At 57.2% G+C, this 22428-nt stretch carries 23 protein-coding genes and 1 other annotated feature; of the genes, 11 read left to right on the top strand and 12 right to left on the bottom strand.

Annotated features, from left to right (window positions below):
• Positions 1-3: 3 nt before the first annotated feature.
• The 5 genes from ATO7_RS07530 to ATO7_RS07510 all read right to left on the bottom strand — a co-directional run bounded on the left by ATO7_RS07530 (position 4) and on the right by ATO7_RS07510 (position 4365).
• The gene (locus tag ATO7_RS07530) at positions 4-1506 is read right to left on the bottom strand and encodes an acetyl-CoA acetyltransferase (protein ID WP_083561083.1); all 1503 of its coding nucleotides are present in this window, start codon (positions 1504-1506) and stop codon (positions 4-6) included.
• Positions 1503-1973 (bottom strand): PaaI family thioesterase, encoded by a 471-nt coding sequence (locus ATO7_RS07525; protein ID WP_083561769.1) that lies wholly within the window; start codon positions 1971-1973, stop codon positions 1503-1505. The genes ATO7_RS07530 and ATO7_RS07525 overlap by 4 nt, the downstream gene beginning before the upstream one ends.
• Positions 1974-1990: 17 nt before the next feature.
• Positions 1991-2476: a PaaI family thioesterase gene (locus ATO7_RS07520; protein ID WP_083561082.1), complete on the bottom strand. Its 486-nt coding sequence runs from the start codon at positions 2474-2476 to the stop codon at positions 1991-1993.
• Positions 2476-3153 (bottom strand): transglutaminase-like domain-containing protein, encoded by a 678-nt coding sequence (locus ATO7_RS07515; protein WP_083561081.1) that lies wholly within the window; start codon positions 3151-3153, stop codon positions 2476-2478. Before ATO7_RS07515 ends, ATO7_RS07520 begins: the two co-directional genes overlap by 1 nt.
• Before the next feature lie 168 nt (positions 3154-3321).
• Entirely contained in the window at positions 3322-4365 is a 1044-nt protein-coding gene (locus ATO7_RS07510; RefSeq protein ID WP_083561080.1) for an AraC family transcriptional regulator, read from the bottom strand.
• A 122-nt stretch (positions 4366-4487) separates the two neighbouring features.
• Between ATO7_RS07510 and ATO7_RS07505 the strand changes: the two genes are divergently transcribed.
• The 5 genes from ATO7_RS07505 (at position 4488) to ATO7_RS07485 (ending at position 8625) form a co-directional block, all read left to right on the top strand.
• Entirely contained in the window at positions 4488-4808 is a 321-nt protein-coding gene (locus ATO7_RS07505; RefSeq protein ID WP_083561079.1) for a 2Fe-2S iron-sulfur cluster-binding protein, read from the top strand.
• A gap of 15 nt (positions 4809-4823) precedes the next feature.
• Entirely contained in the window at positions 4824-6236 is a 1413-nt protein-coding gene (locus tag ATO7_RS07500) for a cytochrome P450 (protein ID WP_083561078.1), read from the top strand.
• 18 nt (positions 6237-6254) lie between these two features.
• A complete protein-coding gene (locus tag ATO7_RS07495) occupies positions 6255-7892 on the top strand; it encodes a GMC family oxidoreductase (protein ID WP_083561077.1) in 1638 nt (545 codons plus the stop codon).
• Between the two features lie 9 nt (positions 7893-7901).
• A complete protein-coding gene (locus ATO7_RS07490) occupies positions 7902-8183 on the top strand; it encodes a hypothetical protein (RefSeq protein WP_083561076.1) in 282 nt (93 codons plus the stop codon).
• Between the two features lie 133 nt (positions 8184-8316).
• Positions 8317-8625 (top strand): transposase, encoded by a 309-nt coding sequence (locus ATO7_RS07485; protein ID WP_146680219.1) that lies wholly within the window; start codon positions 8317-8319, stop codon positions 8623-8625.
• Positions 8626-8683: 58 nt separating this feature from the next.
• On the opposite strand, the gene ATO7_RS07480 is transcribed toward ATO7_RS07485, so the two are convergent.
• The 7 genes from ATO7_RS07480 to ATO7_RS07450 all read right to left on the bottom strand — a co-directional run bounded on the left by ATO7_RS07480 (position 8684) and on the right by ATO7_RS07450 (position 14630).
• Positions 8684-9909 (bottom strand): IS3 family transposase gene (locus ATO7_RS07480; protein WP_146680218.1). Its coding sequence is split into 2 segments (ribosomal slippage): positions 8684-9624 and positions 9624-9909, totalling 1227 coding nucleotides; the frame shifts between segments, so codons are not numbered across the junction.
• Positions 9515-9631: a sequence feature (AL1L pseudoknot), on the bottom strand. (Overlaps the previous gene by 117 nt.)
• A 51-nt stretch (positions 9910-9960) precedes the next feature.
• A complete protein-coding gene (locus ATO7_RS07475; RefSeq protein ID WP_146680217.1) occupies positions 9961-10569 on the bottom strand; it encodes a multicopper oxidase domain-containing protein in 609 nt (202 codons plus the stop codon).
• Between the two features lie 92 nt (positions 10570-10661).
• Positions 10662-11093 (bottom strand): hypothetical protein, encoded by a 432-nt coding sequence (locus ATO7_RS07470; protein ID WP_083561074.1) that lies wholly within the window; start codon positions 11091-11093, stop codon positions 10662-10664.
• Positions 11094-11106: 13 nt separating this feature from the next.
• Entirely contained in the window at positions 11107-12648 is a 1542-nt protein-coding gene (locus ATO7_RS07465; protein ID WP_083561073.1) for a multicopper oxidase domain-containing protein, read from the bottom strand.
• A gap of 33 nt (positions 12649-12681) precedes the next feature.
• The gene (locus ATO7_RS07460; RefSeq protein ID WP_083561072.1) at positions 12682-13695 is read right to left on the bottom strand and encodes an alpha/beta fold hydrolase; all 1014 of its coding nucleotides are present in this window, start codon (positions 13693-13695) and stop codon (positions 12682-12684) included.
• 4 nt (positions 13696-13699) lie between these two features.
• Positions 13700-14119, bottom strand: coding sequence for a PaaI family thioesterase (locus tag ATO7_RS07455; protein WP_206044839.1), 420 nt, complete (start codon positions 14117-14119; stop codon positions 13700-13702).
• 19 nt (positions 14120-14138) lie between these two features.
• Positions 14139-14630, bottom strand: coding sequence for a PaaI family thioesterase (locus ATO7_RS07450; protein ID WP_083561070.1), 492 nt, complete (start codon positions 14628-14630; stop codon positions 14139-14141).
• Positions 14631-15012: 382 nt separating this feature from the next.
• On the opposite strand from ATO7_RS07450, the gene ATO7_RS07445 reads away from it, so the two are divergent.
• The 6 genes from ATO7_RS07445 (at position 15013) to ATO7_RS07420 (ending at position 22428) form a co-directional block, all read left to right on the top strand.
• The gene (locus tag ATO7_RS07445; RefSeq protein WP_146680216.1) at positions 15013-15795 is read left to right on the top strand and encodes an outer membrane beta-barrel protein; all 783 of its coding nucleotides are present in this window, start codon (positions 15013-15015) and stop codon (positions 15793-15795) included.
• Between the two features lie 15 nt (positions 15796-15810).
• Positions 15811-17436 (top strand): GMC family oxidoreductase, encoded by a 1626-nt coding sequence (locus tag ATO7_RS07440; RefSeq protein WP_083561068.1) that lies wholly within the window; start codon positions 15811-15813, stop codon positions 17434-17436.
• Between the two features lie 22 nt (positions 17437-17458).
• The gene (locus tag ATO7_RS07435) at positions 17459-19084 is read left to right on the top strand and encodes a long-chain fatty acid--CoA ligase (RefSeq protein WP_083561067.1); all 1626 of its coding nucleotides are present in this window, start codon (positions 17459-17461) and stop codon (positions 19082-19084) included.
• Positions 19077-19559, top strand: a complete 483-nt coding sequence (locus tag ATO7_RS07430; protein WP_083561066.1) for a hypothetical protein — start codon at positions 19077-19079, stop codon at positions 19557-19559. Before ATO7_RS07435 ends, ATO7_RS07430 begins: the two co-directional genes overlap by 8 nt.
• Positions 19556-20257 carry an enoyl-CoA hydratase/isomerase family protein gene (locus tag ATO7_RS07425; RefSeq protein ID WP_083561065.1) on the top strand — a complete coding sequence of 234 codons (702 nt, stop codon included), beginning with the start codon at positions 19556-19558 and terminating at the stop codon, positions 20255-20257. The genes ATO7_RS07430 and ATO7_RS07425 overlap by 4 nt, the downstream gene beginning before the upstream one ends.
• Before the next feature lie 986 nt (positions 20258-21243).
• Complete coding sequence (locus tag ATO7_RS07420) at positions 21244-22428, top strand: lipid-transfer protein (protein ID WP_083561064.1); 1185 nt, start codon at positions 21244-21246, stop codon at positions 22426-22428.

The raw sequence follows: 22428 nt of genomic DNA, 5'->3' as shown, positions 1-22428 counted from the left end.
GTGTCACCCTTGCGGGGTGAACAGGTTGCGTTTGCCGTCGCTGCGCACGTGGCCGGCGCGGTTGAGAAACTCCTCGTCGGTCATGGCGTCGAGGAGGTCCGGGTCGGCGGGGGTGTTGGCAATGAATCGGCGGCCATCGTCCAAGCGGCCCAGGACAATGCCTTGGACCGGCCGGTCGTCACGGTCGTGCATGACGGTATAGGTTTCGATACGCCCGGCACCTTTGGGCTGCGCCGCAAGCTCTACGCCGGGGCCGGCGTCTATTTCGGCTTGCAAGTCGCACGCGTCGACCCGCCGCCAGCCGCTGGCCGGCGGCCGGCCTGCGTAGAGCCCCAGCGAATGCTTGCTCATGTACCAGCCCACGCCACTGACCATGGCGTTGGCATCCGGCTCGGCGCGGATGCGGGCCATGGTCTCGGCGATGGCGTGGGTGCAATAGTTGTTGCCGGGGCCGCCGTGGTAAGCCAATCCCCCGGTGACGGTCAGCGGCCGGGGGTCATCCTCTGCAATGTCCAGTGCGTTACGCGCCATCTGCACCGCACTGGGAAAGCAGCTATACAGATCAAGATAATCGATGTTGTCCACGGCCAGCCCGGTAGCCTCGAACAGGCGCCGGCCGCAGACGGCAATCGCCGGGGAGCGCGACAACTCCGCCCGTTCGCAAACGAACCAGCGATCGCTGGCCTCTGCCGCGGCCAGGGGATACACCCAGCGCCTGGGGTCGATCCCCAGGGCTCGGGCCTTGGCTGCGGACATCATCACCAGCGCGGCCGCTTGGTCCACCGCGATGATGGCGTTCATGCGCTTGGTATAGGGTGCGCCGATTATGCGGTTTTGCTGTGTGCGCTCGGCGATGTCACCCGCAGACAAGGGTTCGCGGCGCCAGGCCCCTGGATTGTCCACTGCGACGGCGTTAAACCCGGCATACAGCGCGCCCAGCGCCTGCCGGTGCGTGGCCGGGTCGTGCCCGTACTGGCCTCGGAGGGCCTGCTCGAAGAGCGGATAGATCTGGATGGGCAAGTCCAGCCCATGCCTTTGTTCGGCGACATTGGTCGGCTCACGGTCGTCGCCGAGCAGCCGCGGACCTGCGCCGGTTTCGGTGTCGATCACCCCGGACAGGCCCGCTCCCTTGCCGCGCATTTGCGTGGCCAGCGCCTCGCCGCCCGCAATCAGCGCACAATCGAGTTCGCCGGCGGCAATGCGGTCGGCATAGTAACCGACCAGCCATTGGCCCATATTGCCGCCGATGGGCGTGTAGAAGCGTTCGCCGGGGTCGATGCCCAGCGTTCGGGCCAGACTGGCTGGCGCATCGGGATAGGCCGGGGCCAGGATGTTGAGACAGGTCAACGACTGGATATGGCGCAAGACGCCGTCGATGCCGCAGTCCGCCGCCGCGGCCCGGGCGGCCTCGGCGATCAGGCCGATCGGTGTGCGCTGGTCATCGGGTTCGCGAGCGGTGATCTGGCCGGCGCCGACCAGCACCGGCGTGTTGTCATCAAGCGTCATTGTTGTTCCCTGGTTTTACCGTTGGGCACGGTCTCGAACAGCAGTTGCACGCGCCCATGGGCGACGGGTGTGCTGGCCCGGTCCTGCCAGCAGCTGACGTGGACCAGCGTCGTACGCCGGCCCTGGCGGACGATTTCGGCGGCGGCGTAGGTGGACCGCGCCCGCGCGGAACGCAGGTAGTCCACGTTGCAATCGAGGATGCGGGGGCGGCGCGCCCGTGCGTCGCGGCTTTGCGCGGCGATGCGCGCCGTAATCTCGATCAACCCGCCGATCGCGCCGCCATGCACGGCCGGCAACATGATGTTGCCTATCAGCGCATCGCGATACGGCAAATGGACTTGCACGCGGGTGCCGCTGTGCTGGACTTCGAGCCCAAGGTGCCGCGCGTAGGGAATACGCTCCAGCAAGCTCTGCCAAGTGGCCTGCGTATCGGCGTGCACATCCCGGTCGAGCGTACTCGATGACATTGGGTCGGCTGCCTCGCTCACACCGCATCGCTCCGCGAAGCCGTCGTCTCGAAATGTTTGCCTTGGGTAGCGCGCATGAAGGTGGCATTGCCGATAGCCACCGGCTCATCCAGTCCCTCGGAAAATACTGGGCAGCGCAGGAACGCAACGTCATCGGTCAAGTGATGACAGTGGGCGATGGCCACCAGGGCACGTTTGCTAGCGGCCGGCCGGAGGTAATCCATGCGCAGATCCAGCGTGGCTATGGGTTTCAACTCCCGAAGTGCGGCGAATACCGCCAGCCCGCAGGCCGAGTCCACCAGCGAATACAGCACGCTGGTACAGAGTTCCTCGGCTGCATCGTCGGCGCGCAATTCCGGCCCCGGCACCAGTCGCATGCGGACCTGGTCTGCTTCCATCGCCAGCACCTGCATCCCGAGATCGCGGCTGTGGGGCACCTGCTCGCCGAACTGCCGCGCCACAGCGACTGGATCATGGTCTGCCAAGTTGCCTGTACCGGCCATCAGCGCTGAGCCCTGTCCTGTTCCATCTCCGCCGCCATGTCGCCGCTCAGTGCATCGGGCGCAGCCAACAGACGCGGATAATGTTTGCGATAAGCCGCCGCCAGTTCGGTGTAGGGCAGATCGTCTCGCGGGCCGTGATCGGTCAGATACTGCATGTGGCGGCGCCCGGCGGTGTCGAACTGGTGCATGAGCGCATGCTCGCGGCCGTCGAATTCCAGTGCCTTGACGCCGAAGCGTTCGCACAGTTCGATGTTGAACGCCGGGGTGGCCTTGACCCAGCCCCCGTCCAGCCACAACTCGGTATAGCCGTGGTAGTAGAAAATGTCCGTCTGCATCAACGCCAACAGACGTTGGCTGGCCAGGTGATTTTTCACATCCGCCAGGCCGATGCGAGCGGGGATGCCCGCGGCCCGGGCGCAGGCTGCCAGCAACACGGCCTTGGGTACGCAATAACCGCGGCCAGCGTCCAGCGTTGCGCTGGCGCGCAACCTGTCAGGCTCCAGCGAAAATGCATAGGGGTCGTAGCGGATTTCATCGCGGACTGCATAGTAAAGCCGGATGGCGCGCTGCCGGTCATCGCCTTCCCCGGCGCGGTTGCGGGCGAAGGCCTTGACGTTGGGGTGGTCGCTATCAACAAAATCGCCGGGGGCCAAGTACGCGCGGTTATCTACCTTCATGTGAGCGTTCTTTCGATTCAGAGGGGGGGGCACTCGCAGCCGAGCGGGACGAACGAAGCGAATGCCGATTTCAAGAAGTTCAGGTTAAGTAGACGTCGGGACGCCGACGAGGACATGTTTTGACAGAATGGGGGCATTTAAAGACACGCCCCGTGTTCTGGAGGCGGGCTAACCCGTACTTTGCCGATACTGCTCAGGCGGAACCCCGAACCAGCGCTTGAAGGCACGCCTGAAACTCGCGGTGTCGTGGTAGTTCATCAGCGCGGCAATGGCCTCGACGGACATTTGGCTATCACGCAAATAGTCGGCGGCCTGGTGGGACAGGATCTCCTCGCGAATTTCCCGAAAACCGCTGTTTTCCTGTTTGAGTTTACGCGCCAGGGTACGTTTGCTCATGAACAGGGCGGCTGCCGCCTCTTCTTCACAGAGCGTACCTGGCGGCTGGGACAGCATCATTTTCTTGAGCCGGGTCCGATAGTCCGGTTCACGGCTCTGAAGTCGAGCGAGCATGGACTCGCACTGCTGCAAGGCCAGGCCATAGTTTTCACTATTGGCAGATACGTTCGGCATTCTGCACAACGCCATAGGGAGTCTGAGCTTCAACTGATCGCAGCCAAAGTAGATGCGCCCGGGTAAATACGCCGGGTAGTTGGCTCGGTAAGCCGGCGCCTGATGGACAAAACAGGCCTCGGCCTCATCCAAGTGCCGGCCGGCGATAAATTCGCCGGTTGCAAAAAATGCCTTGACCGCCGTTTCCGCCAAGCAACGCGCAACGTCCTCATCCAGCGGTGCCTGGAAATCCAACAAGCATTCCATGTGGTCTTCCGCCTGTTGCAAGCGCAGGTGGATGAAGCTCGCACGCGTGGGCAGGAATTTGTGAAACGCCTGTAGAGCGGTGAGCAGGTCAGGGCTGCTGCAAACGGCAAACCCCATCGCGCCGTGTGTGGCCGGTGTCAGGCGCTCACCCAGCCTTAAACCGAAGTCCGGCTGGCCAGACAGCGCCAGCGCGTTGCGCAGAATATGGACCTGCTGGGCTGGCGTAAGCAGGCTGTCATCAGTCAGAAATTGTTGAGTGTCAACCCCGGTGCCACGCAACAGTTTGGGCAGTTGTCGCGCGGTAAGCCCAAGTTCACGGGCGATCAGCAGCGAGTAGTTTGACGGAATGTCGGCTTCGGGGTTTTGCAAGCCCGCCACCTGTCTGGTGAATGTCATACAGTTCCTCCACGCACCCGTCGAGTGTCTTTAAATGCCCCCATTCTGTCAACAAATGCCCTCCCCCGAGGGTCGGCACACAGTCACTATAAGTTGCAGTGAACACCGACAGGAGAAACGCAGTGGGCAAAATTACCTTTATCGAGCACGACGACACCGAGCATGTCGTTGAATTCAAGGCTGGCGCCTCACTGATGCAAATCGCCGTGGAGAACATGATTCCCGGCATTGATGGGGACTGTGGCGGGGAATGTGCCTGTGGCACTTGCCACGTGATCGTCGCGGACGAATGGTACGACAAGACTGCCACGCCGGGTGATGACGAACAGCAGATGCTGTCGATGACCCCGGAGCTGGCAAAAACCTCGCGTCTGGGCTGCCAGATTCAAACCACCGAGGCGATGGACGGCATGACCGTCCGTCTGCCCGAATTTCAGATGTAAGCACTGGAGGAAGCCATGTCAACAGAATTGCAGATGAGCGATGTAGTCCAGACCAAGCTGGTCAACGCCACATCCAGAGTGGTGCCGATGCACCTGCAGATCCGGACACTCAAGATGCTGGTGAAGGCAAAGAAGAAGGTTATCGGCCCACGGCGACCTCCTGTCCATTTCGTCGAAGCGCCCGTTCCCGATGTCAACACGTTGGCGCTCGAGGACATCGACACCAGCAACCCGTTTCTGTACCGGCAGGACCAATGGCAGGCCTACTTCAAGCGCCTGCGTGACGAAGCGCCGGTGCATTATCAGAAGAACAGCCCCTTTGGCCCGTTCTGGTCGATAACGCGCTACGAAGACATCCTGTTCGTGGACAAGAACCACGAGCTGTTCTCCTCCGAGCCGATTATCGTGCTGGGCGACTTTCCGGAAGGGATGCCGGTAGAGATGTTCATCGCCATGGACCCGCCCAAGCATGACGTGCAGCGCCGCTCTGTGCAGGGTGTGGTGGCGCCGCAGAACTTGAAGGAAATGGAAGGGCTCATCCGTCAGCGCACCGGGGAAGTGCTTGACAGCCTGCCTCTCGATCAACCTTTCAACTGGGTGCCGGTGGTATCGAAGGAGCTGACGGGCCGCATGCTGGCCACATTATTGGATTTCCCATACGAGGAGCGTCACAAGCTGGTTGACTGGTCGGATCGTATGGCCGGCACCACAGCAGCGACCGGTGGCGAGTTCGACGATGAAGACAACATGTTCGATGCCGCCGCAGACATGGCCTGGTCTTTTTCCCGGCTATGGCGCGACAAGGAGGCACGACGTGCGGCCGGTGAAGCGCCCGGTTTTGATCTGATCAGTCTGTTGCAGAGCAGCGATGAGACCAAGGACATGATCAATCGTCCGATGGAGTTTATTGGCAATCTGGCACTGCTTATCGTCGGCGGCAATGACACCACCCGTAACTCGATGAGCGGCGGCGTGCTCGCCCTGAATCAGTTTCCCGACGAATTCGCCAAGCTCAAGTCCAACCCGGAGCTGATTCCCAACATGGTGTCGGAAATCATCCGCTGGCAGACGCCGCTGGCCAATATGCGCCGCGTCGCCACGCAAGACGTTGAACTGCGCGGCCAGACCATCAAGAAAGGTGATCGCGTGGTGATGTGGTACGCCTCGGGCAATCGCGACGAGCGCAAGTTCGACAACCCGGATAACTTGATCATTGACCGCAAGGGTGCGCGCAACCATATTTCATTCGGCTATGGCATCCATCGCTGCATGGGCAACCGCCTGGCCGAATTGCAGTTGCGCATTCTGTGGGAAGAGCTGCTCAAGCGCTTCGACAACATCGAAGTCGTTGGCGAGCCCGAGCGGGTGCAATCCAATTTCGTGCGCGGCTACTCCAAGCTGATGGTCAAGCTGACGCCCAAACGTTGAGGCGCGGTGCAAACCAGTATGGCGTCCGAAAAATTCGATTATGTGGTGGTCGGCGGCGGCTCGGCCGGATGCGCCGTCGCCAACCGCCTGTCCGAGAGCGGCCGCCATTCGGTGCTGCTGCTCGAAGCCGGTCCAGAGAGCAGCCGCAACCCTTTCGTGAACATGCCGCTGGGCTTTCTGCAGCTGATGTTCAGCCGCCGCTTCAACTGGCAGTTCGATACCGAATCGCAGCGGCACATGCACGACCGTGCGTTGTTCCAGCCCCGGGGCAAGATGCTCGGTGGGTCCAGCGGTATGAACGCGCAGGTATACATCCGTGGCCATGCCTGGGACTACGACGAGTGGGCACGGTTGGGTTGCGACGGTTGGTCGTACGCCGACGTGCTGCCGTATTTCCGCAGGTCAGAACATTTCGAGCCGAAGGTGACCCCGGATGAGGCAGCCTTCCATGGCCGGGGTGGTCCGCTCAATGTGGCCGAGAGGCGCTATACCAATCCGTTGAGCACGGCATTCGTCGGCGCGGCGGCGCAGGCGGGGTACCGACGCAATCCGGATTTCAACGGTCATGAGCAGGCCGGCGTGGGTTTTTACTACGCCTACCAGAAGGACGGCGCGCGCTGTAGCAATGCGCGCGCCTATCTCGAACCCGCAGCGGGCCGTTCCAACCTGACTGTCCGCAGCAGCGCCCAGGTTACCCGCGTGCTGCTCGAAGGCACCCGCGCCACCGGGGTCGAGTATCGGGGCCCGACGGGGCTGGTGCAGGTCCGTGCCGAGCGCGAAGTTGTGCTCTGCAGTGGCGCGTTCAACACGCCGCAGCTGCTGATGCTGTCCGGAATCGGCCCACGCGAGGAATTGACCCGGCACAGCATTGAACTGCGTCACGCGCTGGAAGGCGTGGGACAGAATCTGCAAGACCATGTCGACGTGTTCGTGCGTGTTAAAGCACGCAGCCGCCAGAGCATCTCAATGCATCCGAGCTACTGGTTCAAGGGCCTGTGGGCGTTGCTGCAGTACCTGAGCGGCCGCCGCGGTGTGCTGTCGAGCAACGGTGCCGAGGCCGGTGGGTTCATCCGGTCCCGGCCGGAGGAGCCGATACCCGACCTGCAACTGCACTTCGCACCCATGCTGTACGCCGACCACGGGCGGGATCTGAAGACCGCCATGAGTGGCTACGGCTATGCGGTGATGATCTACGGACTCAGGCCATCGTCGCGCGGCCGCGTCGGCCTGCACAGTGCAGATCCATTCGCGGCGCCGCTGATTGATCCCAACTACATGGCCGAGTCCGCCGACGTCGAGCGGCTCGTGCGCGGGGTGCGCCTGGTGCGCAGCATTCTGGCGCAGCCGGCTTTCGCCCCGCACCATGAGGTCGAGATGTCGCCGGGGCCGGCACTGCAGAACGACGACGACCTCGCCGACTGGGCGCGGCGCAGCGGGGAGTCGGCGTATCACCCTGTCGGCACCTGCAAGATGGGCGTCGATCCGATGGCGGTGGTCGATCCGCGTCTGCGCGTGCATGGCTTGCAACGCCTGCGGGTGGTCGATGCCTCCATCATGCCCACACTGATCGGAGGCAACACCAATCAGCCGGCGACCATGATCGGCGAGAAGGGCGCGGCGATGCTGCTCGAGGATGCGGAGGCCAGTGGCGGCTGAGCGCCGTATGTGGTGTCGCGCGGGGCGGTTGGAGGCCCCACACCACGCGACCTGGGCTCGGTGATCCCGCGCATCAACTCATTGCTGACCGAGCTGGCCATGCAATACCTGGCCCACCATCCCGAATACGCCGCCGTGCCGAGATTGCCGGTCATCAGTTACATCGCCATCCATGGCGGCGTCGCCGTGGTGAAGCAGCACCTGGGCGAAGCCGACCCCATCGTCGGCTTTGACGAGCTGGCCGAGGGACTGGCAGACATGGTCGAAAGCCTTCTGCGCGTGCCAGCGTAACGCGCAAAACGCCAACGGCGCATCGGTGGATTTCCCAGTACCTGCCAACCTTCGTGTTTCTGGCTCAACACAAACGCTTCGCAGGCTTTGTAATGGCATAGTGAATTTGGCCATTCAATAGGAGACACTTTTGATGAGTGCACAGCTATTTGATGGATCAATGGCAAAACAGAGTCACCCAAGATATTCACCGGAGTTTCGGCTTGACGCTGCCCAGCTTGTGCTGGATCAAGGCTACACCGTTAAGAAGGCTGCTGATGCCATGGGTGTTGGCAAGTCGACAATGGGCAAATGGGTGCAGCAGCTTCGACGTGAGCGTCACGGGCAGCCTTTCAAAGGCAGCCCCATGACACCTGATCAAAAACGCATCCGGGAGCTTGAAAAACGCGTGCGTGACCTGGAAATGGAGAAAGACATTCTAAAAAAGCTACGGCACTCTTGATGTCCGACGAGATGAACGGTGAATCGCCCCGGGTAAATCGGAGACTGATTTGCTTGAGTCAGGCGGCCTTCGCCTGACCCTCCAGTTGCTCGTAGTATGCCACTTCGAATTCGACCGGCGGCACGTTGTCGATCGATTCCATGATGCGGCGGTTGTTGAACCAGTCGACCCATTCCAGCGTGGCGATCTCGACATCGTCCACTGTGCGCCACGGGCCACCAGGACGGATCAGTTCGGTTTTGTACAAACCGTTAATCGTCTCGGCCAGGGCGTTGTCGTACGAGTCTCCGACGCTGCCGACGGAGGGCTCGATCCCGGCTTCGCGCAGCCGATCTGTGTATCGGATCGACAGGTACTGCACGCCGCGGTCGCTGTGATGAATCAGCTGCCCGTTCTGATTCAGCCCGCGGCAGTAGAGCGCCTGCTCCAGGGCGTCCAGAGCCAGATCGCTTTTCAGCGAATTCGATACACGCCAGCCGACGATCATCCGGGAGAAGACATCCACAACGAAGGCCACGTAGGCGAACCCGGACCAGGTTGCCACATAGGTCAGGTCCGAGACCCACAGGGCATTCGGGCGGGACGCCGTGAAGTCACGATTGACTTTGTCGGCCGCCCGGTCGAGATCCTTGTCGACGATGGTCGTGAAGGTCGTCCGGCCGCGTACGGCCCCGCGCAAGCCCAGATCCCGCATCAGGCGCGCAACGGTGCAGCGGGCCACATCGAAGCCCTCGCGCCGAAGCTGACGCCAGACCTTTCGCACGCCGTACACCCGGAAGTTTTCGTCCCAGACTCGTTGGATCTCCACCTTTAGGGTCTCGTCCTGCTGCACGCGAGGTGGCGCTGTTTCCGGCGCCGCTTCGCGCGCCTTGTGCGCGTAGTAGGTGGACGGAGCAATCGGCAGCACCCGGCAGATCGGCTCGACTCCGTACTCCTGGCGATGATCGTCGATGGACCTCACCATCACTTCCCGCGGCGGTCGAGCTCCGCCTGGGCAAAATACGCGGAAGCCTTACGCAGAATCTCGTTCGCGCGGCGGAGCTCACGATTCTCCCGTTCCAGCTCTTTGACCCGCTCACGCTCGGCGTCTGTGCCAACAGGTCGCAAACCTTGGGAACGCTCAGCTTTCCGAACCCACTTGCGCAACGTCTCCGCTGTGCAACCCAGTTTCGGGGCTATCGACTGGATCGCCGCCCACTGCGACCCGTGCTCATGCTGATGATCCAGCACCAGCCGAACTCCCCGCTCCCGCACCTCCGGCGAGTACCTCACTTGCTTGCTCATGACTCCATCCTCTCAAGGTTTGGAGTCTCCGGGAATCCCGGGGCGGTTCAGTTATTTGCTTGATTCATTAAGACAGGCCGGTGGAAAATAAGGCAGGTCATTGCTTGTCTTGTCAGCATAGTTTTCTGAAGAAGTTGGACTCAAACGCCGCTGCAGGAAGGAGCGCATACTAGGGCGAGGTAAATCAATATTGGGCATGTCCTGGCCGCCTGCGCCCACTATGAATTGAGCTTTTAGGCCTTTCTCCGTGTGTTGAGCCATATCGCAATGCACTAGAAAGGTTTGATTGCCACTGGGAGCGATGAAGGTTCCTCGCATCGTCCGTCCACCTTCGGCCTCGAGGTGAAACATCCCGCGGTAGTACAAATAATGGGGCAAACCATGCAGCATCCACATATGACGGATTTGATCATGATTGTGCAGCACCACTGAAACTCGACTGCATGCAGGGACCCGCCATTCGTTGCGGTTGTAACCGAACACGCGTCCGGGTCTTGCCCATTGCCGGCCAACGTCCACAACAATTTCTACATCAGTAGAAATCGCTGAGCAACCATGGGGCAGACTATCGCCGGTGTTTTCCCCCATCACCATACCGTTGTCGTCCCAGACCATACGATGCCCAACCCCCTCTCCGGCGAATGCCAAATCAGCGAGCATGCCGAGTAGCAAGCAAACCACCGTCTTAGACTTGCTATGACGCCAGATGGATGATTTCAGAAGTGGGGCGGGGGAGGTGTGAGCACCAGTGATCACTGTGGAGAGCTGCGAAGAATTTCAACTTTTCGAAGATCGGCGAGGTCGTACTCTTCGTGGGCGGCATTTGAGATCGTTACTTTGATCTCGTGATGGCCCGGTTCGATGTCCGCTGGAACCGTAAGTTGATAGCGGGTTCGCCCGCCACCAACCATCGCTTTAAGTTGCCCATCGAGATAGAGGTGCCAATGATCGCCTGCGGTGTCTAGTCCTGAGGTTTTCACCTCGATCGTATATTTTTGCCCGGCTGTCCAACGGCTTAATGTGGTGGGCTTAAGGATCTCAATGGATAATCCTTCGGGGGCGCGTATGCTCGCCTGATCCTCACCAGCCGAGTGTGGATGCGACGTTGTTGTCGATGAGGCGGGTAGAGCGGTGTTGCTGATTGTAATAGCCAGCAAAAAAAGAAGAAATTGATTGCTTCTCATAAGGCGTTATCCATTAGTGTTGAGTGTTTTCATCGCCATACAGATGGGGTAGTAATTTCCCCCACACCGGGATCTCTCCGCGGTAGTAGGCTGGGTCAAAGAACATCTCAAGGCTACCGTGGGTTTTGGGCATCCCATTGGATTGAAGGTGGCTTTCATAGACAATCATTGAAACGTCACCCCCCGGATTAATACCGTTGGTTGTGACGGCGGGTTCGTGGTGGTCGTGCATCAGCCACACACCCTGTCCGTAACTATGTCGGCCATCGTCAGCGGTGATGAGATCTAAGTCGACTCTTTGAGCGGGGCCAATTGCAATCACATCTCTGGTGATGGGTTGGTCAAGTGGCACACCATCGAGATGTGTGACGGTGGGTTTGTGGCCATGAGGGTGCAGATAATTAGTGCTCGCACCTGAATTAAGCACCCGTAGTTTTATGCGTTCATTGGGTGCGACAACGACCAAAGATTCACGCAAACTGAGGGGGAACGAACGGCCATTGACGAGATAATAATTGGGGGTTCGCTCTGCAATCTTGTATTCGCGATTCATACGCTTGGCGAGTAGGGCAGGCTGGTCGGTTTCCTGAATCAAACTATGGAGGCGGTGATCCATTTCCTGATAGTGAAGATCAAACTCTCGGTCGTAGCTCTCGCGTGAAGCTGCGGAGCGATGGCGAACACGTCCGGCGCCAATGTTTAGAGTTTGTAAGCGATTATTGGGCTGGTTTTTCTCCACAACGATCATGCCGGCTAAGCCCATCAAGATGTGTGTCTGAGGTTGCACGTGGCAGTGATAGAAAAAGGTGCCAGGATGGCGTGGTGCCAGTCGATAGCGTTTAGCCTGCCCAGGCAGAACCGGCATCTCGCTCACCATGGGCACGCCATCATTACCGCTGCCATCGGATTGCAGAAATGGATGATCGATGCCATGTAAGTGAATGGTATGAGGGAAGTAGTGACTGTTCTCCAGAATGATTGTGACTTCATCCCCTTGTTCCACACGAATGACCGGAGATGGCAAACGCAACACCGCGTGGGCTTTATTACTGAGAAAATCAGTGGTCGCCATGCCGCGTGTTTTGGGCGAAAAAACCCACAAGCCCGGATATATACCCGGCGCGATTTGAAATTGAAGTGCAGGGGTTTCCAGGTCGGCTGAATGGCCATTCAATTCCGTAACCTCCAGACGAATTTCAATTTCATCCGGATCTCCATCAGAATCTAGATCTCGGCCTTTAACGATGGCATCTCGTGCAAGGCGTGTTTGCATTAAGGAGGCGATTGAGTGGTTGGTGCCCAGTACGGAGGCTGCAACCAAGTGCGGATCGTCGGGATGACAGGACGGGTCCGCTTCGATAGCGATCCCCTCAATCGTTTGTGCAAGGCGCCATTGGTCTGGAGTTTCCGCTTCGGGGCACGGGGATTCGATGGTGTCTGCGAGAGCGGGCGGCCTGGTTTCTTGCCGAAAAAATAGTGCCAAGGCGACGACGATACTAAACAGGCTGCCGAGTATGATTATTCCGATTAATCGGCCCGAAAGCGGCTTCAACATAGTTCAGCTCCTTTTGGACTGCAGCAGCACATGTTATCGGTGTTTGCGGGCAGATAAGTCGAATGATGATTTTAACTTCGCGGCGGTGTAGCGAAGGACGCTCGAACGCCGGGCCGTTGACGGGAGGGTGCCAGGGATTTGGTGGCGGCTAGGGGTCGAAGGATAATGAACGTGTTCGTTTTGGATGGCGGACAAAATCACATTGGCAACTTCATCTGGCCTTTCCATGGGCAAGAAATGACTGGTCTGTGGCAAAACGTGAATGTTGCTATGCCGGACCCGATGCATTAAGCGCTTGTGTTCGCTGTGTGGAAATGTTGAACCGTGTTCACCTGCCAGGATAATTAGTGGCTTGCCAACATCGCTAACGTGGCGCCAAGGTAAATCTTCGGTGTGCCCGAAGGTCTGCGCTTCCCAGTCGGGGGGGCAAGAAATCTCGTGTCCCGCTTTGGTCTCATGGAAGGCGAATGTTACGTAATCGTCTAGCCACTGATCGGGCCAGGAACGAAACGCTTGCTTGGCCCGAAAGTTTTGCAACGCCTCAGCATGAGAACCGAATTGGCGTCGGCGGCGCTTGGCACTGAGAGCAAGTCCGAAGGATTGGGATCGACGAGTCCATTTGGCTAGGCGGAGCATGAGCCGATCCTTCAACGGTAGCAAGACAGGGTCACAGAGGATCAAGCCATTGACTTTCTCAGGGAGTCGGGTTGCGGCAGCCAAACTGGTCGTTGCACCAATGGAGTGACCCACCAGCCAAGTCGGTTCTTTCAGATTGTAGAGGTAGGACGACAGATCTCGATAATATGTCTCCCAACCGAGTGCCAGATCATTCGTAGCAAGATGCCGGTTGATTCCATGTCCGCGCATGTCCCATGCATCGATATTCACCTTACCTTCCAGGCGGCGGAATAGTTCAAGATAGGTTAACGCGGAAAAGCCCGTGGCGTGGGCAAAATGGAGGTTGGGCAGGGCGGCGTCAATCGTGTTTGACCATATATTGAGGTCCGGTCCATCCCAAAGTTGAAATGTGCTTTTTTGGAAATTCACGCAGCTATGTCAATTGTGTGAGTAAGTGCATGCGACCAGTAGCGACTGGTCGATCTCGATTGCTCTGCCATGCTGTTGTTCTGACCGCCATGACACGTCGACCTTGGCGTATTAACTCTGCGGATGCCCATGTATTTTCAGTTTTACTACTTCGCAGGTAGTCAGACGTCGAGTCGATCAATTTAGGCATGCGCATCGCGTTGGTCGTCGCAGAACAAGCGACAATTGCAGTTATTTCCATTAACGCACCGATTGCTCCTCCATGAATGGCGGGAAGCAGCATATTGCCGACTAATCGCTCTTCAAATGGCATGAATACGCATGGCATCTGTTGATGCAACTCGGCCGTCAGGTTGAGGTGCTGCGCATACGGAATGCGGTCCAGTTGTCCTTGCCACTCCTGATACCGTTCGCGATTTTTCATATCGCACCCGCCTGAATGATCAATTGGCATTGTGTGCTCCTCTATCAACAGGCATTTCAGTTCGTCGTGAAGTTCCTAGCATAAAAACGGCGTTGCCGATGGCTATTGGCTCGGCATCTCGTTCTGTCGTAATCATGCAACGTATAAAGGCGATTTCCCGTGTCATGCGCAGACAGGAGCCAACGCACAATATCGTCTGATCACCGGGAGCCGGGTATAAATAGTCCATGCGCAAATCGAGTGTCGCAATCGGCATGGGTTCTTTGATATTCAGATAGGTCGTGAGTCCGGCGCATGCGTCTGCCATTGATAACAGAACGCTATTGAATATTTGCCCAGTTGAGGGGTCTCCCACAAGGGAGGCGGTCGGTGTGAGTTGTATGCGGCCTTCATTATTCTGGCTTGGCAAAATTTTTAGCCCTAAGTCCAGATTGTGTGGCACCGAGTTGCAAAACTCTTCGGCAATGTTCCGTATCGACTTAGGCTTTTCGACTATCTGTTCGATTTTCACATCAAATACCAATCTGTTTATCCGCTATGTGTTGACTAATACTAGTATATAGCGACACTAAACACAATATACAGCTCTCCGCCCACTTGGAGACACAAATGAACACAGGTGTAGCTAGTCAGCCCTGAATTATTCTTTTTTAGCGTCACTCATACCGCGAGAGTCGGTCGCCAGCTTCCATGACCGGAACCGTCCGCCACAAGTTGCTCAATTGCTGCCAACATCTAAGCCATTTTCTTGCAGCTCAGGATGCATGTGAAGGAGTGAAAAACATAATATATCAATGAGTTATGAGTATTTCAGGGTTGCTATGTGTTGACTAACATTAGCACATAGCGTCACTATGCGCGATACACAAATCGCTGCCCACTTGGAGACACAGATGAACACAGGCGTAGCTAAGATTGATTATTTCGTTGTATGGGCAACAGTGGGTTTGACGCTGCTTATGCCCGGAATCTGTTACGCAGAGGACGGAGGTGGAAGCAAAAATTCCGTGCCTCTCGAATTGGTCTCGCGTTTCTATATGACGGCGATGGGGACTGGAATTCAAACCGACAACGCTAGAAACCTCGATGAGACCGCAACCGGTTTTTCGCTTGGCTCGGGTTGGCAGATAAATGAACAGTTCGGGGTCGAGGGGTTCTTGCAACTCGACCAATATTCGGCTGAAGCAGGTTCGAATGCCGATGACGGCAAACTTGAATCATTGGGCATTAGAGCCGTGGTCTACCCAAATATGGGGAACCTCTACGGTTACCTCGGGTTGGGTTACGGCGAATATGAATCGGATGGAATAGATTCCGTAGGACATGAATCTGTGCTGTGGAGCCTGGGGGCAGGGTACGCGGCTGGACCGTTCTCATTAGGAATTTGTGATTTGTTCTTGCGTGCGGAGATTGGCTTTCGGGCGGATATGCACAGTGGGCGTTCGGAGACGGTCGCGCAGACCAACTCGTTCAATGAGGCCACCGCTCAGCTTGGATTCATTGTTCCATTTGGTGTTGCACCAGAAGTCGAAGACGCACCGGATGACGCGGATATCAACGTAGTGCCAGCAACGAGCAATCCTGACCTTGATGGTGATGGCGTCGAAAACCTCATGGACGCCTGTCCTGGTACTCCGTCAGGTGCCGAAGTCGACATGCTGGGTTGCGCGGTTTAGGGACGGAGCGAAGTGATGAATACCTATGACTATATCGTTGTTGGCGCCGGCTCCGCTGGCTGTGTGGTTGCTGAGAAGCTCAGTGCGGATGGGAACACGACGGTTTGTTTGCTTGAAGCGGGGCCACCTGACAAAAGTCCATTAATACATACTCCACTAGGGCTTGTGGGCTTAATTGGGCGTCCGACTTATAACTGGTGTTATGAAACAGAGCCCGAGGCAGAATTAAACAATAGACGGTTGTTTTGGCCGCGCGGCAAAACGCTCGGTGGGTCGAGCTCGATCAACGCCATGGTCTACATTCGTGGACATCGGGCGGACTATGACGAATGGGCGGATCTTGGCTGTGAAGGTTGGGAAAGTCACCGGCTGTTAGAAATCTTTAAAGAACAAGAAAATAACGAGCGAGGTATCAGTGAGTTTCATGGTGTCGGTGGCGCATTGAACGTTGCCGATGGCATGTACAAGAACCCCCTGTCTCGGGCTTTTGTCGATGCTGCGTGTGAAGCCGGGCTGCCGCCTAATGATGATTTCAACGGGGCCGAGCAAGAGGGGGCTGGTTATTTCCAGGTCACACAGAAAAACGGTCGTCGCTGGAGTTCGGCCCGCGCGTTTTTGGGGCGGGCTGAAAACCGAAGGAATCTGACGATTTTAACCGGCGCGCAGGCAAGCCGGGTGCGGTTGGAGGGAGGGCGAGCTGTTGGTGTGGATTTGGTTGTCGGACGAACGCCACATCAGATCGAATGCCGCCGGGAAGTCATCCTTTGCGGCGGGGCAGTAAACTCACCACAGTTACTACAACTGTCGGGCATCGGCGACCCCGATGAGCTCAGTCGGGCCGGGGTGCCGGTTCTTCATGAACTGTCGGGTGTCGGGCAAAATCTGCAAGATCACCTTGATATGACCGTGATGATCGCCGATGACAGTCATCAAGCGATTGGCCTGGCACTTGGATTTGTGCCCCAGGCTATGCGAGGGCTATACGACTTTCTTGCCGGACGTGGGGGGTTATTGTCCAGCAATGTTTCTGAAACCGGAGGGTTCGCCAAACTGAATGCTGAATCGCCGCGACCAGAATTGCAGTTTCATTTTCTCCCGACCTATCTCAGGGATCACGGCCGCCAGCTTGTCCCGGGTTATGGTGCAACGTTGCACGTTTGCCAATTGCGCCCCAAGAGCCGTGGCAGCATAGGATTGCACTCAGCCAACCCGCAGGATCATCCTCGTATTTCGCCCAACTATCTCAGCCATCCTGATGATGCAGAAGAACTGATTCAGGGCGTCAAGCTGGCGCGAAAGATTCTGAATATGCCGGCATTGGCAAAAATCAATGGTGGGGAAGTGGCGCCCGGACGCGACTGCATCAGTGACGATTCCCTAATGGCCGATATTCGTGCGCGTGCCGAAACGATTTATCACCCAGTGGGAACCTGCAAAATGGGTGTTGACGATATGGCCGTCGTTGATCCTCAACTTCGGGTTCGTGGTCTCGATGGTTTACGCGTCGCGGACGCTTCCATCATGCCCACGCTGATCGGTGGAAACACCAACGCGCCTTGCATGATGATCGGAGAAATGTGTGCACGCGCAATTTTGGCGTATTACGACGAACGCGATAACACCCTAACCAAAGCGGCTTGATCCACGCTAGAAGGAAAAGATTATGAAATCTACCATGATGAACGTGCCCCTCAATTTGAACGACATTGTCGTTCGGGCAGGTACCCAGTTTTCCGACGTTGAAGTCGTGAGCCGATTACCAGATCGCTCCTTGGCGCGCTCAAATTACGGAGAGGTTTATCGTCGGTCCGAGGCTTTGGCCCAGGCACTGCTGAATGCAGGCTTGCAGGTTGGCGAGCGTGTGGCGACATTGTGCTGGAATCACTGTGAGCATCTTGAGGCGTACTTTGGAATACCGCGTGCCGGTGGAATTCTCCATACCTTGAACTTGCGGTTACCTCCCGACGATATCGCCTGGATCGTGAATCACGCACAAGATCGGTTTCTGATTATTGACGACGTGCTGTTGCCTCTATTCAATGCTTTTGCGGATTCTGTCAATTTCGAAAGAATCTTCGTGGTGCGTCTCACTGATGATGAAGTGCCAGAGGGCATGGAAGAATATGAGAGCTTCTTGACAGCGGTTAAGGAAACGCGGGAATTTCCTCTATTGGACGAAAATTCGCCATGTGGTCTTTGTTATACATCTGGAACCACAGGTCGCCCAAAGGGAGTGGTCTACTCTCACCGCTCGAGCTGTCTGCATGCCATGGTATCCGCGTTGCCGGACTGTATTGGACTTTCCTGTAACGATGTGGCGCTGCCTGTGGTGCCCATGTTTCATGCAAATGCTTGGGGTATGCCGTACTCGGCCGCGTTGGTCGGCGCAAAACTTGTCCTGCCTGGGCCGCATCTAGACGGCGAAAGCATTCTGGATTTGTTTTCCTCGGAGCACGTGACGGTGACGGCGGGTGTTCCTACCATATGGATGCGAATCGCCGAGCTGCTTCAAGAGCGGGCGGGGGATTGGGACTTGCCATCGATGAGGATGTTGGTCGGGGGATCTGCGGTGCCGGAAGCAATGATCAGAGTTTTTCAGGAATTTGGGCACAGCATTATTCAGGGCTGGGGGATGACCGAGACTTCGCCCCTGGCCGCTGTTTCTCAGCTCAGGCCCTGGCACCGTGCGAAAAGTGAAGATGAGCAATACAAGCAACTTGCCAAAGCCGGAGCATTGGCCCCGTTTGTTCATGCACGTATCGTCGGTGATGACGGGCTCGCTCAGCCGTGGGACGGCGAAGCGACGGGTGAGATTCAGCTTCAAGGCCCATGGATTACCGGTGATTATCTCAGTGCAGAGGATGCCTCTGACAAATTTTCGGAAGACGGCTATTTGTGTACCGGAGATGTGGCAAGCATTGAGAAAGATGGCTTTATCCGGATCAGCGATCGAACGAAGGATTTGATCAAATCTGGAGGTGAGTGGATTTCTTCGGTCCACCTCGAGAATGAAATTATGGGGCACGACGCGGTGCTGGAAGCGGCTGTGATTGCCAAGGCGCATGACCGCTGGGGCGAGAGGCCACTGGCGATTGTGGTCACTCGCAGTGGTGACCCAATCGAGGCTGCGCAATTGAATGAACACCTTTTACAACAGATGGAAAAATGGATGTTGCCTGAAGCCTATATATTCATTGATGAGATTCGAAAGACCTCCACCGGCAAGTTCGATAAGAAAGCGTTGCGAGCGGACTATCAGCATGTTGACTGGGAGGAATGCGTTGCGTGAGCAACGTGAGTTTTCGCGCCTGATTGTTAGCGGTGGCGCGCTTTTCGCATTCGGCTTGCTCGCGGGGCTTATCTATACCTTTGCCTTGATCGGGCAGATAGAAGTGTGGCCGCTGCCGTGGCACATCACACTGGCCTCATACTGGGATGCTGACGCCTGGAGGCGCGCTCATGTTGGCAGCCTGATGAATGCCATTGTTGTACTGGTTTTTGCAAGCGCGGCAAAAGCGATTTCTCTTCCGGATTCAAGCTGGTTTCCGTTTGCATTGTGTGTACAGGCGACAGCTTGGTTGAATAGCACCGCTTTTGTGCTGGCCGCCATTCTGGGTGTGCGAGGGCTCTCTGGTAACGGAAGTGAAACAAATTTGGTGGTGTACCTGTTGTTCCTGATGGCGGTTATCACAGCGTTTATCCAATCTTGGCTGCTCGCTCGTCACGCCTGGTATTTCGGGCATTCCACGCAGGTCGGGTCGTGATACGGGAAATTCTTATCCAAGGGCGCGGACCCAATATTTTGAGCCACGACAATTTGCAGTCGATGAATGCAGCGTTAGAGGAGGCGGCATCTGACCCCATTGTGCTCGTGGGTGCAGGTCACGCGTTCAGTGCGGGGATCGACACAAGCTTTACAGATGTCGAACAAACTCGACAGGTCATTACGCTGGTGGATGAATTCGTTGAGCGCCTGTTTTTACATCCCGCACCGACAGTGGCGGCGATTAACGGGCATGCCATTGCTGGTGGTTGTTTGCTAGCTCAGGCTTGCGATCAGCGAGTTCTCAGCCGCGGTTCGAAAATTCGTATTGGCATGCCTGGCGTAGCGTTGGGTATTCGATATCCACCGCGTGCGCTGCGATTACTCCGATATCGTGTTCCTTCGGCATCGCTGGAAACGCTTCTTCTGGGAGCGGCCATCCATGAGCCTGAACGTGCGCTAGCATTGGGACTCGTTGACATGGTTGTTGACGACGCCTTGTCGGTGGCACATCGGCAAGCGGCCAGCATGTCGGCCTGGCCTCGCCATGCGTATTGGGAAGCGAAGCGGGCGTTGCGCGGGGACGCCCTGTGTGTGCCGGTAGACGAGCAGGCAGCGTTTGATCGTGAGTTCGCTGAATATTGGGATCCGGAGAAATTGAACTCCGCCCGGCGACAGGAACGAACGGAAGAGCATTAATGTGTTGCGCCACCAACTCGTAGGCGCCCTGCTGTTCGCGGTGATTGGGGCGGTTGTACTACGGTTCTCTGGTCTGTTGCATTGGGGGGCGGAACTGCACGCGATGCCGGCTCGCACCCAGCCGGCCAAGCGTGCGAATGTGCCGGTGCCGGGCTGTATTGGTTGGACAGAAAGCGTGTCGGATAATAAATCCTCTGTACATTCTCCACCTTACCAAGTGCGGGTGCCAGACAACTACGTTGCCGACCGTCCCTGGCCTTTGGCCGTGGTATTGCCCCCCGCCGGGCTGTCAGCTGCATTGGTCGAGCGTCATGCGGGATTAACCGCGACTTTAACTTCCAGCGGATTTGTTGTGGCCTTCGTGGGGGCGTCGGGTCGCTTCAGCATGGCGACATTGCATCGTTATCGAATGTTGCCCGAGCGAATAGCATTGGATTTCTGTGTAGACCCCAATCGGGTGCTGTGGTTGGGGCACTCGAATGGCGCTACAGCGTCATTGGCGCTGGCGCTTGGCACGGTTGGCGCCGTGAATGGGGATGGACTCGTTCTCAGTGGCGTTGGTTGGGATACGCACGCCTTTGAGGACAAATCTTGTCCGAAGCCTCTCGACGTGCTGGTGATGCATGGCGCTAAGGATAAACATTTTCCGAATTATGGGCGGGATACCGCCAATTGGTTGGCGATGTGCAATGGCTGCGCAGTTGAACCTTGGCTTGGGCCAGCGGGTTGCTTGAACTGGTCGAATTGTGAAGCGACCACGCGTTACTGTGAGTCATCCCAAGGTCACTGGCCGTGGGCGGGGAGTTCTGATCAGCTTATTCGTTGGTTGCGGCAGAGGGGGGCGTTCTAATCATTCCTTCATTGACATATAGTGAATAGTGATGCTATACAGAAATGCACGAGGCCGACATAAGGGACTGTTGTGCACAGTTACCATCAATACGCCCGTATCACGATGAACTCATCACTACAGGAGTCTTTGTTTCATGAAAACCTCCACAGCAGTTTGTGGCGTGGGTATGGTCCCATTCGCCAAGCCCGGCGACTCTGAGCCTTATTACGAGATGGGGCGCAAAGCGGCCATTGCTGCGTTACGGGATGCCGGCATTGATTACGAGCGAATTCAGCAGGCCTACGTCGGCTACGTCTATGGTGATTCGACCTGTGGCCAACGCGCACTGTACGGCGTTGGAAAAACGGGTATACCTGTAATCAACGTCAACAACAACTGCTCCACTGGCTCGACAGCGCTCTTCCTGGCTCGACAAGCGATTGAAACGGGAGCTGCGGAATGTGTTCTTGCGCTTGGATTTGAACAAATGAAGCCCGGTGCGTTGGCGAGTTACTTTCATGACCGACCTTCGCCATTTGAGTCGTTCGATGAGGCTTGCGATGAATTGGTCGGATATCCGGAAGTTCCGATGGCAATCCGGTACTTCGGTGGCGCGGGCATGCAGCACATGGAACGCTATGGAACGAAGGCGGAAACCTTTGCGAAAATCCGATCCAAAGCGAGTCGCCACGCTTCACGAAATCCGCTGGCCTTGTTCCAAAAAGAGGTTACTGAAGAGGAGGTGATGAATTCACCTTCACTAATTGGCCCGTTGACCCGGTTGATGGCTTGTCCCCCCACGTGTGGTGCGGCGGCTGCAGTGTTATGCAGCGAGTCTTTCGCCAAACGCCACGGGTTAAACCATCAGGTTCGAATCGTCGCTCAGTCGATGACAACTGACAGACCATCGACCTTCGACAGCCGGTCCGTGATTTCACTGGTCGGGGCTGACATGACCCGCGCTGCCGCCAATCAGGCTTACGAAGGTGCTGGCATTGGGCCTCTGGATCTGGATGTTGTGGAGCTGCATGATTGCTTCGCGACTAACGAATTGATTACCTACGAGGGGCTCGGTTTGGCTTCGATTGGTGAAGGTGAGAAGTTCGTTGAAGATGGTGATAACACCTACGGTGGTCGTGTTGTTACCAACCCATCCGGTGGCCTGCTCTCCAAGGGGCACCCCCTTGGCGCGACAGGATTGGCTCAATGCACGGAACTGGTTCAGCAGTTGCGTGGGCAAGCGGGTGAACGACAGGTCTCCGACGCTAGGACGGCTCTTCAGCACAACCTCGGTCTCGGTGGGGCCTGCGTCGTGACCATTTATCAAAAGGTCGCGTGA

This window comes from Oceanococcus atlanticus (assembly GCF_002088235.1).
Taxonomy (GTDB): domain Bacteria; phylum Pseudomonadota; class Gammaproteobacteria; order Nevskiales; family Oceanococcaceae; genus Oceanococcus; species Oceanococcus atlanticus.
The sequence above is the reverse complement of the archived record's forward strand: the minus strand, read 5'-3'. Positions and strand labels throughout refer to the sequence as shown.

Coding starts and splice junctions, on each gene's coding strand:
- ATO7_RS07455 (WP_206044839.1), bottom strand. CDS start 14,119: ATGAAAAATCGCGAACGGTATCAGGAGTGGCAAGGACAACTGGACCGC.
- ATO7_RS07470 (WP_083561074.1), bottom strand. CDS start 11,093: ATGAGAAGCAATCAATTTCTTCTTTTTTTGCTGGCTATTACAATCAGC.
- ATO7_RS07515 (WP_083561081.1), bottom strand. CDS start 3,153: ATGAAGGTAGATAACCGCGCGTACTTGGCCCCCGGCGATTTTGTTGAT.
- ATO7_RS07495 (WP_083561077.1), top strand. CDS start 6,255: ATGGCGTCCGAAAAATTCGATTATGTGGTGGTCGGCGGCGGCTCGGCC.
- ATO7_RS07440 (WP_083561068.1), top strand. CDS start 15,811: ATGAATACCTATGACTATATCGTTGTTGGCGCCGGCTCCGCTGGCTGT.
- ATO7_RS07500 (WP_083561078.1), top strand. CDS start 4,824: ATGTCAACAGAATTGCAGATGAGCGATGTAGTCCAGACCAAGCTGGTC.
- ATO7_RS07475 (WP_146680217.1), bottom strand. CDS start 10,569: ATGCTCGCTGATTTGGCATTCGCCGGAGAGGGGGTTGGGCATCGTATG.
- ATO7_RS07420 (WP_083561064.1), top strand. CDS start 21,244: ATGAAAACCTCCACAGCAGTTTGTGGCGTGGGTATGGTCCCATTCGCC.
- ATO7_RS07510 (WP_083561080.1), bottom strand. CDS start 4,365: ATGACATTCACCAGACAGGTGGCGGGCTTGCAAAACCCCGAAGCCGAC.
- ATO7_RS07485 (WP_146680219.1), top strand. CDS start 8,317: ATGAGTGCACAGCTATTTGATGGATCAATGGCAAAACAGAGTCACCCA.
- ATO7_RS07435 (WP_083561067.1), top strand. CDS start 17,459: ATGAAATCTACCATGATGAACGTGCCCCTCAATTTGAACGACATTGTC.
- ATO7_RS07465 (WP_083561073.1), bottom strand. CDS start 12,648: ATGTTGAAGCCGCTTTCGGGCCGATTAATCGGAATAATCATACTCGGC.
- ATO7_RS07445 (WP_146680216.1), top strand. CDS start 15,013: ATGAACACAGGCGTAGCTAAGATTGATTATTTCGTTGTATGGGCAACA.
- ATO7_RS07525 (WP_083561769.1), bottom strand. CDS start 1,973: ATGTCATCGAGTACGCTCGACCGGGATGTGCACGCCGATACGCAGGCC.
- ATO7_RS07530 (WP_083561083.1), bottom strand. CDS start 1,506: ATGACGCTTGATGACAACACGCCGGTGCTGGTCGGCGCCGGCCAGATC.
- ATO7_RS07520 (WP_083561082.1), bottom strand. CDS start 2,476: ATGGCCGGTACAGGCAACTTGGCAGACCATGATCCAGTCGCTGTGGCG.